The sequence below is a fragment of the Limnohabitans sp. genome (assembly GCF_038134685.1).
Classification (GTDB): Bacteria; Pseudomonadota; Gammaproteobacteria; order Burkholderiales; family Burkholderiaceae_C; genus Limnohabitans_A.
Map to the genome: position 1 here is coordinate 45,582 of NZ_JAYPVP010000001.1, position 5,907 is coordinate 51,488.

Sequence of the window (5,907 nt, forward strand, 5' to 3'; positions counted from 1 at the left end):
CACCGCCGTCGGCATTGAAATTGCCGGCAGCGTCGCTGAAGGCGCCGCTGGCCACGTTGATGGTGGCCGCGCCAGTTGTCGTTGCGGGCGGGGTGTAGGTAGCGGTGTAGACCAGCGGGTTGCCGGCGCTTTGGGCAAAGTTGGTCAGGGTACCGCCGCCGGTGACGGTGATGTCGCCTTCAGAAAGCAAGAAGTCGCTGCTGGCCTCACTCAGGGTGAAAGTGATGGTGGTGGGGCCGTTGATGGCGCCGCCGGGGCCGGTGATGGCAATGGTGGGCGGGGTGACGTCGGTGTTGTAGGTGAAGTCGGTTTTGTTGTTGGCCTCGTAACCCGTACCGGCGATGTAGGTGTCTGCGTTGTTGTTGCCTGCGGCGTCCTTGAACGTGCCTGCGGCCACACCAATGATCACGCTGCCGCTGCTGTTGGCAGTGGGGTTAAAGCGGGCGGTGTAGACGGTGTCGCTGACTTTCGTACATTTGTCCACCGAGCCTGCGCCGGGGGTTACGTAAACCTCGGCGGCGGTGAAGTCGCTGCAGGCCTCGCTCAGGGTAAAGGTTACGGTGGTGGGGCCAGTGACCCGGCTGGTCAGCAGGCTGACAGCCACGGTGGGCGGCGTGTTGTCGGTGTTCACGGCCATGCTAACGATGTTGTTGAGCTCGGCCACGGTGCCGGTGACAAAGGGCTCGTAGGTGTCCAGGTTGGCCAGTGTGGTGGCGGTGGCGGTGAACTTGCCGGCTTTGACGCCGATGGTGGCGGTGGTGACCGCATTGTCGGTGGGCGTGAAGGTGGCGGTGTAGGTGATGTTGTCGGTGGTTTGCAGCGCACCCAAGGTGCCGCCGACCACGTCAATGTCGGCACTGGTGAAGTCGCTGGACGCTTCGCTCAGGGTGAAGGTGATGGTGGCGGTTTGGCCGTTGGCCAGGGTGCTGGTGCTGCTGGTGATGGCGATGGTGGGGTTGTCCGTGACGGGGGCCGACGTGGTGTCGGTGGCCATGGTGACGGTGTTGTTGGCTTCGGCACCGTCAGCGTTTTGGTTGCTTGCCGCGTCGCTGAATTTGTCGCTGTCCACATGGATGACGCTGTTGGCCGTGCTGTTGGTGGCGGGCGTGAAGGTGGCGATGTATTCGGTAGGGCTGATGGCGATCCAGCCGCTCAGCGTGCCGCCGGTGACGGTGACGTCGCCTTCCACAAAGTTGGTGCTGGCCTCGCTCAGGGTGAAGGTAATCAGCGCGGTTTGGCCGGCCGTGAGCGTGGTTTTGTCGCTGGTGATGGCGATGGTGGGCTTGGTGCTGTCGGTAGCACTGGTGTTGTAGGCCAGGTCGACGAAGTTGTTGGCTTCGTAGACCAGGGGCGAGGTGGCGTCGACGTCGTAGGTGTCTTTGTTGGTGTTGGGTGTGGTGGCGGTGTCGCTGAAGGTACCGCTGGCCACGCCGACAAAGGCGGTGCCGCTGCCGGTGACGGGCGTGAAGGTGGCGGTGTATTGGGTGTAGCCAGCGCTGGCGCTACCGCTGGTGAGCACGGGTACAAAGTTGCTCAAGGTGCCGCCGTTGACGGTGACGTCGCCAAGCGCAAAGGTGGTGCTGGCCTCGCTCAGGGTGAAGTACACCGTTTCGCTGGTGCTGACAGTGCCGGTGCCTGCGCGGCTGACGACCACGGTGGGGGCGGTGGTGTCGGCGGCGGTGGTGTCGTAGCCGATGCTCACCTGGTTGTTGCCATCGTTGACGATGGGCGCGGTCGGGCTAGCGGCGTAGGTGTCTTTGTTGGTGTTGCCTGCGGCGTCGGCAAATTTGCCATCGACCACGCCAATGGTGGCGGTGCCGCTGCCGGTGGTGGGCGTGAAGGTGGCGGTGTAGACGGTGTAGCCGCCTGCTGCGCTGCCGGTGGTGACCACAGGGGCAAAGTTGCTGAGGCTGCCGCCGACGACGTCGACGTCGTCAACCGTGAAGGTGGTGGACGCTTCGGACAGCGTGAAGGTGATGGTGTCGGTGCCGCCTGTGGCCAGGCTGCCACTGCCGGCGCGGGCCACGGCCACGGTGGGGACGGTGGTGTCAGGCACGGGGTTGGCAGTGGTGGTGTCGATGGTCAGGGTGACCTGGTTGTTACCGTCGTTGAAGATGGGCGAGGTGGGGCTGGTGACGTAGGTGTCCTGGTTGAGGTTGCCTGCGTTGTCGCTGAACTTGCCCGAGAGCACGCCCACGGTGCCAGGAGTTGTGCTGTTGGCGGTGGGGGTGAAGGTGACAACGTATTGCGTGTAGCCGGTGCCTGCGGTACCGCTGGTGGGCACGGGGGCAAAGTTGGAAAGCTGGCCGCCGCTGACGGTGATGTCGTCCAGGGTGAAGTCGGTGCTGGCCTCAGACAGGGTGAAGGTGATGGTTTCGGTGGCGCCGGTGTTGAGGGTGGCGCCGTCGTTGGTGCGGGCGACCACGATGGTGGGCGCGGTGGTGTCGGCGGGCATGGTGTTGGTCACCATGGTCACGGTGTTGTTGGCGTCAGCGCCGTCGACGTTGAAGTTGGGCGTTGCAGCGGCGTCGCTGAATTTGTTGCTGGCCACGTGGATGACGCTGTCGGCAATGCTGTTGGCGTCAGGCGTGAACGTGGCGCTGTAGGACGTACCACTGCCCTGGAAGTTGGTCAGCGTACCGCCGGTGACAGTGATGTCGCCGGTTTGGCTGGCTTCGTCCCATGCGAAGTCGGTGCTGGCCTCGGACAGCGTGAAGGTGATGGTGGCCGACTGGCCCGCAGCCAGCGTGGTTTTGTCGCTGGTGATGGCGATGGTGGGCGGCGTGGTGTCGGGGGTACCGGCAGCAGCAACGACCACGTCGAAGGTGGTCTGCACACTCAGACCGCCTGCATCGGTGTCTTTGACGACGATGGTGTAAGTGCCTGCAGCGGTGGGCGTGCCGCTGAAGGTGTTGGTGCTGGCGTCGTAGCTCAGGCCTATGCTGCTCAGGGGCTGGCCGTTGGCCAGGGTGGCGGTAATGGTGCTGGTTTCGCCGTTGGCCACGGTGTCCACGTCGGCAAAGACGGGGCCAACGAAGTCGGCGAGCGCCGTGCCCACGGTGCCGTTCTTGTTGGCCACGGTGGTGCTGACCGTGGGCGCGTCGTTGGCGCCGGTGATGTTGACCGTGATGGTGGCTTGGTGGGTGGCGTTGCTGCCGTCTTTGACGGTGTAGGTGAAAACGTCGTTCACGCTTTGGCCGCTGGTGCGCAGGGCCTGAATGTCGCTGTTGTTCTGGTCGGTGATGGTGTAGGTGTAGCTGCCATCGGCGTTGATGCTGATGGAGCCGTAGGTGCCGGCCTTGACGGTGGGGGTGCCTGCAGCCACGGCGCTGTCGCCAGTGGTGCCGGTGGCGCTGCCCGCGTGGATGGCGCTGACCACTTTGGTGTCAGCCAAGTCCAAATCGGTGTCGTTGGTGAGCACGTTGCCGGTGGCGTTGCTGCCTGCGGTGCCGTTGGCGGTGCCGCCCGCCTCAAGGGCTGTGGCGGTGTCGGCCACGGCGACGGGCGCGTCGTTGGTGCCGGTGATGGTGATGGTCAGGTTGGCGCTGCCGCTTTGGGTGGCACCGGTGTTGGAACCGGTGTAGCTGAAGACTTCGGTCACGGTTTGACCGGCCTTGAGGGCTTGCACTGCGGTCTTGGAGTTGTCGATGACGTAGGTGTAGCTGCCGTCGGCGTTAAGCGTGAGGCTGCCGTAGGTCCCGGCCAGCGCTGTGCCCAGGGTGCCGCTGGTGCTGCCTTGGCTGACGCTGGTGACGTTGGCAACCAGGCTGTCGTTGGTTTTGACGTTGCCGGTGACGGCGCTGCCGTCTTCGTTGACCGTGTTGGTGTCGTTGTTGACGACGAAGGTGGCGCCCAGGGTGTTGAAGGCGATGTCGACTTTGTTGTTGTCGTTTTCTGCGTTGCCGTTGGTGCCGCCAGTGAGTCTGTAGTCGTCGGCGTTGGCGTTGTTACCCAAGTCGTTGAAGGTGCCAGCACGCACGCCGATCAGCGCGGTGCCTGCGTTGTTGGGCGTGGGGGTGAAGGTGGCGGTGTAGACCAGCGGGTTGGTGGTGCTGTGCGTCCAGTTGCTGAGCGTGCCGCCGGTGACGGTGACGTCGGTCTGCGTGAAGTCGGCGCTGGCCTCGGACAGGGTGAAAGTGATGGTGTCGGTGTTGGCGTTGCCGGCCACGTCGGTCACGGCGCTGGCGCCTACGCCAATGGTGGCGGTGCCGGTGCTGGTGGCGTTGGGCGTGAAGGTGGCAATGAACTGGGTGTTGTTGCTGCCGGTCACGGCCACCAGGTTGCTGATGGTGCCGCCGGTGGCGACGATGTCAGACGTGGTGAAGCTGGCGGGGTTGATGGCTTCGGAGAAGTTGAAATAGATGGTCTCGGGGCCGGTGATGGTGCCGCTGGCCGAGCGCAGGACTTCGACTTTGGGCGCGGTGGTGTCGGCCGCAGTGGTGTTGTAGGCGACGCTGACGACGTTGTTGGTCTCGAAGCTGGTGCCAGCCACGCCGGTTGCGTAGGTGTCTTTGTTGAGGTTGCCTGCGGCATCGCTGAATTTGTCAGACAGCACGCCGATGGTGGTGGTGCTGTTGGTATTGGCCGGGGGCGTGTAGGTGGCGGTGTAGACGGTGTAGCCAGTGGCGGGGGTGCCGCTGCTGGTGACCATGGTCAGGGGGCCGAGGGTGCCGCCACCGGTGACGGTGATGTCGCTCCAATCGAAAGTGAGCGAGGGTTCGGACAGGGTGAAGGTGATGGTTTCGGTGCCGCCGGTTTGCAGCGTGGCGCTGCCCGCACGCGCCACGATGACGGTTGGCGTGATGGTGTCGTTGGACGGAGTTAGGGTGTTGTAGCTGATGTCGACCTTGTTGTTGGCCTCGTACACGTCCGTGCCGGTGGCGGGGTTGGTGTAGGTGTCTTGGTTGAAGTAGCCTGCGGCGTCAGAGAACTTGGTGCTGGCCACGCCGATGGTGACCATGCCCGAGGCGGGGGTGATACTGCTGAGCGCCGTGAAGGTGGCGACGTAGGTGGTGTAGCCAGTGCCGACGGTGCCACTGGTGGGCACAGCGGCGAGGTTGCTCAGGGCGCCTGTAATGACGTTGCCGCTGGCGTCGAGCACGACGATGTCGTCCAGCGTGAAGTCTTTGGTGGCTTCGCTGATGGTGAAGCGAATGGTTTCGCTGGCGTTGGCGCTGAGGGTGCCGGTGCCCAGGCGCTCGATGGCGATGGTGGGCGGCGTGGTGTCGGGGGCGACGCTGTTGTAGTTGAAGCTGACGCTGTTGTTCACTTCCTGCGTGGTGCCGGCAACGCCGGCGAGGAAGGTGTCTTTGTTGTAGTTGCCTGCGGCGTCGGAGAACTTGTCACTGGCGACGCCGACGGTGGCGCTGCCACTGGTGCCCACTGCGGGTGTGAAGGTGGCGGTGTATTCGGTGTAGCCGGTGGCGGCGCTTCCGCTGGTGGCCACGGGGGTGAAGCCGCTGAGGGTGCCGCCGGTGACGCTGATGTCTTCTGCGCCAAAGGTGGTGCTGGCTTCACTCAGGGTGAAGGTGATGGTTTCCGGGCCGGTGACGATGCCGGTGCCGCTGCGGCCCACAGCGACGGTGGGCGCGGTGTTGTCGGGCAACACGGTGTTGACGTTGAAGCTGACGGCGTTGTTGGCTTCTTGCACGGTGCCGCTCACGCCGGATTCAAAGGTGTCTTTGTTGGCGTTGCCTGCGGCGTCGTGGAAGGTGCCAGCCACCACGCCCACAGCGGCCAGGCCGGAGCTGTTGGCGGCGGGGGTGAAGGTGACCTGGTACTGGGTATAGCCAGTGGCAGGGCTGCCGCTGCTGGCCACGGGCGCGAAGTTGGAAAGCTGGCCGCCAGTAACGGAGACATCGTCAAGCGCGAAGTCGGTGCTGGCCTCACTCAGGGTGAAGTAGATGG

At 64.4% G+C, this 5,907-nt stretch carries 1 protein-coding gene; it reads right to left on the reverse strand.

All coding sequences use genetic code 11. The features are described from left to right. A partial coding sequence (locus tag AAFM15_RS00220; RefSeq protein WP_341684819.1) for an Ig-like domain-containing protein occupies positions 1–5,907 on the reverse strand: 5,907 nt, incomplete at both ends.